The organism is Nocardioides sp. (assembly GCF_024509035.1).
Lineage (GTDB): Bacteria > Actinomycetota > Actinomycetes > Propionibacteriales > Nocardioidaceae > Nocardioides.
In genome coordinates, this window is sequence record NZ_JANINT010000220.1 from 1 (window position 1) to 3438 (window position 3438).

Consider the following 3438-nt stretch of genomic DNA (forward strand, 5'->3'; position numbering starts at 1 on the left):
CGCGCTGTGCAGCACCCCGCCGGCGATCCACCGGTTCCCCGGCTCGATGGCCGCGCGGCTGCAGGAGCTGGCCCGCATCGTCACCGACGAGTACGACGGCCGCGCGGAGCGGATCTGGACCGAGGCGGCCGACGGCCGCGACCTGATGAAGCGGGTGCAGGCGCTGCCGGGCTTCGGCAAGCAGAAGGCCCAGATCTTCGTGGCGCTGCTGGCCAAGCAGCTCGACGTCCGGCCCGAGGGCTGGGAGGCGGCGCTGGGGGAGGCGCTGCGCCGCGTCGGCGACGGCCCCTCGCCCGACCAGCCCGACGACGCTGACGGCGCTGGCCGGTCCGGCCGGGCCGACCGCACCGAGAAGGAGCTGCAGCGGCTCCGCTCGCGACTGGCCGACGCCGAGCAGGCGATGCGCGACCTCCGGGCGGCCCACCGCGCCCAGGTCGACGAGTACAAGGCGGACAACGCGACGTTGCGGCGCAAGCTGGGGGACACCCGAGCCGCCGAGCGCGAGGCCCGCGCGCTCGCCGAGGAGGCGGTCGCGGCACGCGAGGCCGCCGAGGCGGAGGCCGCGGAGCGGTGCGCGGGGCTGGAGAAGGACAACCGCCGGCTGCGGGGGCTGGTCGAGCGGTTCGAGGCCGAGGCGGCTCGGGAGCGCCGTGACGCACGGTCCGACCGTGACGACGCGACCCTCCGCGCCCGCGTGCTCCTCGAGACCGTCATCGACGCCGCCACCGGTCTGCGTCGCGAGCTGGCGCTGCCGACCGTGGCCGGCTCACCCGGGGACCGGGTCGAGGCGGACCTGGCCGCTGCCGGCAGTCGTGACCCGAGCTCGGCCGGGGCGCTGGGGGCGACGAGCGCGGCGCTGCTCGAGCAGTACCTCGGGATGCCGCGGGCCCGGCTGCTGGTCGACGGCTACAACCTCACCAAGACGGCGTGGCCGACCGCGCCGCTGGAGGCGCAGCGCACCCGGCTGGTGAGCGCGCTCGCGCCGCTGGTGGCCCGCACCCGCGCCGAGACGACCGTCGTCTTCGACGCGGCCGACACCGACCATCGCCCCCCGGTCCACGCACCCCGGGGCGTCCGGGTCCTCTTCAGCCCGCGCGGGGTGATCGCCGACGACGTGCTGCGCGACCTGGTCGCCGCCGAGCCCGCGGGCCGGGTGGTGGTCGTGGTCACCGACGACCGGGCGGTCGCCGAGGACGTGGCCCGCGACGGCGCGCGGGTGGTCTCGCCCCTGGCGCTGGTGGAGCTGCTCGCTCGCTAGCCAACTGGCGCGACACGCCGAGAGGTCGCGGTGTCGGGCCCGACTGTCGGTGGGCCCTGCGAGCGTTCCTGACATGACGACGCGAATCGACTGCGACACCTGCGAGGTGCGGGGTCTGCACTGCCACGACTGCGTGGTGACCGTGCTGCTCGGGCCCCCGCCCGAGCTGACCTTCGACGACGACGGACGTCGGGCCCTCGACGTCCTCGCCCAGGGCGGGCTGGTCCCGCCGCTGCGCCTGGTCCAGCCCGTCGACGGGCCGGTGGTGGAGTCGGCGTGACTCCTGTGACTGGTGGGGCTCCTGAGGTGGCGGCGGGGCCTCGAGACACGCTCGCGTGACGAGAAACTCACGACGACATGTCCCGAAACTTGGCCGTCGCCGACCAGCCCCACTAACGTGTGTCGCTGAGGTGGCCGTGGGTGTGGATCACTCGGATCCGCGCGGCCGCCGCGCTGAGTCTCGGACCGGTCCGCCGGCCCGGGAGCCGGGGAACCATCGGTGGTCGCGAGACCACCTGGGGTGAATCGCCTCTGTGAGGCGTAGGGCAAATGTCGTGCCCGAATCCGTCAGCTCACCCGGTAGGCGTACGACGTAAGGGAGAGCGCCCGCTCGTGCAGAACGGCCGGAACCGATTCATCACCCTCCTGAGCGGGTTCGCCCTCATCGCCGCGGTCGGCTTCATGCCGTCCTCGCCGGCGCAGGCCGAACCTGACATCGACGACGTCCAGGCCCGGGTCGACCGGCTCTACCACGAGGCCGAGCAGGCCTCGGAGCGCTACAACGACGCCAAGCTCGAGCTCGACGAGCTCCAGCGCGACCTGGGCTCGCTCCGCGCGGACCAGGAGCGCCAGGACGCCCGGCTCGAGGTGGTCCGCAAGCAGGTCCAGGACTCCATCGTGCGCCAGTACGAGGGCCAGAGCCTGACCGCGGTCAGCCAGGTCGTCGTCTCCGACGACCCGCAGGCCTTCCTCGCGCAGCTCTCGACCATGTCGTCGTTCAACGACATGCAGTCCCAGCTCTTCGACGACTACGCCACCGAGCTGAAGTCGCTCGACATCCGCACCGACGCCACCGAGAAGCGCGCCGCCGAGGTCGCGGACCTCGAGAAGAAGCTGGCCGAGGAGAAGGCCACGATCGACGACAAGCTCGCGTCGGCCAAGTCGCTGCTCTCCGACCTCAAGGAGAAGGAGCGCGAGGACATCCTCTCGCGCGGGACCGTCCGTGCCCCCTCCGACGTCCCGGCCTCCGGCCGCGCCGCCGCGGCCGTCCAGTACGCGCTGGCCCAGGTCGGTGACGCCTACGTCTACGGTGCCGCCGGTCCGAGCGCCTTCGACTGCTCCGGCCTGACGATGATGGCCTGGGCCCAGGCGGGCGTCGCGCTGCCGCACTCCTCGAGCGCCCAGTTCGGCTCCGGGCCCCACGTCTCCTCGGGCGACCTGCAGCCCGGCGACCTGGTCTTCTACTACAGCCCGATCAGCCACGTCGGCATCTACATCGGCAACGGCCTGATCGTGCACGCCGCCAACCCCGGCACCGGCGTCGTCGTCGCCAACGTCTTCTCGATGCCCTACTCCGGTGCGGTCCGCCCCGGCTGAGCAGTGACGCAGACCACCGACGGTCGCGCAGAGGCCGGTCGCCCACGCTGGTGGGTGGCCGGCCTCTCGCTGTTCCTCCTGGTCGCGAGCGGGCTCGTCGCCTGGCAGCTGACCGACGACGACGTCTACGTCGCGCCGCCGCCCTCGGCGCCGGCCCACAGCGTGTCCCCGGGTCTCGCGGCGCAGACGCTCACGCGGTTCCAGAAGGCCGTCCGGGCCGGTGACCTCGAGGCCGCCCGCGCCCTGGCACCCGCGGACGACCCGGCGGCCGCCGAGCTCCTGGCGGCGGTCGTCCGCAACGCCGAGGCGCTCCGGGTCGATGACTTCACGCTCCGCTACGTCGACGCCGAGGGCGCTCTGGGCGTCGACGGCGACTGGAATGCCGCGGTCGACGCGACGTGGCGGTTCGCCGGCTTCGACCGGGCACCTGCGCGGGCCGAGATCATGGTCGAGCTGCGCGAGGAGGGGGAGCGGGTGGCGCTGACCGGCTTCGGCGGGGGCGACCGGGTCTCGCCGCTGTGGCTGTCCGGGCCGCTGCAGGTCCGACGCACGGCCCGCACGCTCGTCCTCGTCGACGGCTCGCC

Annotated in this window: 4 protein-coding genes and 1 riboswitch; all 4 genes read left to right on the top strand. The window is 73.8% G+C overall.

What is annotated here, in order from left to right:
* The coding region (locus Q0L15_RS25005) for an NYN domain-containing protein (RefSeq protein ID WP_366939583.1) at positions 1 to 1258 on the top strand (1258 nt) is incomplete at its 5' end.
* A gap of 73 nt (positions 1259 to 1331) precedes the next feature.
* Positions 1332 to 1538, top strand: coding sequence for a hypothetical protein (locus Q0L15_RS15660; protein WP_296605381.1), 207 nt, complete (start codon positions 1332 to 1334; stop codon positions 1536 to 1538).
* Between the two features lie 161 nt (positions 1539 to 1699).
* Positions 1700 to 1860: riboswitch (cyclic di-AMP (ydaO/yuaA leader) on the top strand.
* A gap of 10 nt (positions 1861 to 1870) precedes the next feature.
* Positions 1871 to 2854, top strand: a complete 984-nt coding sequence (locus tag Q0L15_RS15665) for an NlpC/P60 family protein (protein ID WP_296605382.1) — start codon at positions 1871 to 1873, stop codon at positions 2852 to 2854.
* 3 nt (positions 2855 to 2857) lie between these two features.
* A partial coding sequence (locus Q0L15_RS15670; RefSeq protein WP_296605383.1) for a hypothetical protein occupies positions 2858 to 3438 on the top strand: 581 nt, incomplete at its 3' end.

Excerpts from the sequence above, each read along its gene's own strand:
- Q0L15_RS15660 (WP_296605381.1), top strand. The coding sequence starts at position 1,332 with ATGACGACGCGAATCGACTGCGACACCTGCGAGGTGCGGGGTCTGCAC.